This is a genomic window from Mesorhizobium sp. M7A.F.Ca.CA.002.15.2.1 (assembly GCF_003998715.1).
GTDB lineage: Bacteria > Pseudomonadota > Alphaproteobacteria > Rhizobiales > Rhizobiaceae > Mesorhizobium > Mesorhizobium ciceri.
Genome location: NZ_RZPI01001224.1, coordinates 1 through 577, shown reverse-complemented (window position 1 = coordinate 577; position 577 = coordinate 1). Strand labels below are relative to the sequence as shown.

Genomic DNA, 577 nt, shown 5'->3' with positions numbered 1-577 from the left:
ACACCGTGTTGCATATCCTGGCTGCCGCGCATGAGGGCGAGATCGATTTCGATCAGGACGACATCGACGCGCTGTCGCGCAAGGTGCCGGTGCTGTGCAAGGTTGCGCCCGCCAAGTCCGACGTCCACATGGAAGACGTCCACCGCGCCGGCGGCATCATGGCCATCCTCGGCCAGCTCGACAATGCCGGCCTGCTCAACCGCGACCTGCCGACGGTGCATACGTCAACCCTGGGCGAGGCGCTCGACCATTGGGACATTTCCCGCACGACCAGCCAGAGCGTGCGCGATTTCTTCCTCGCCGCCCCTGGCGGCGTGCCGACACAGGTCGCCTTCAGCCAGGAGCGCCGCTGGGACGAGCTCGATCTCGACCGCGAGAAAGGCGTTATCCGCTCGACCGAACATCCCTTTGCCAAGGATGGCGGCCTTGCCGTGCTGAAGGGCAATCTGGCGCTCGACGGCTGCATCGTGAAGACGGCGGGCGTCGATGAATCGATCCTGAAATTCACCGGCCCGGCCCGCGTGTTCGAAAGCCAGGATTCGAGCGTCAAGGCGATCCTGTCCAATGAGATCAAGGC

At 64.3% G+C, this 577-nt stretch carries 1 protein-coding gene; it reads left to right on the top strand.

Features of this window, described 5'->3' with window-relative positions; all coding sequences use genetic code 11:
* Positions 1-577, top strand: a 577-nt coding sequence (locus ENZ74_RS33785; RefSeq protein ID WP_206522413.1) for a dihydroxy-acid dehydratase, incomplete at both ends; no start/stop codon positions are given.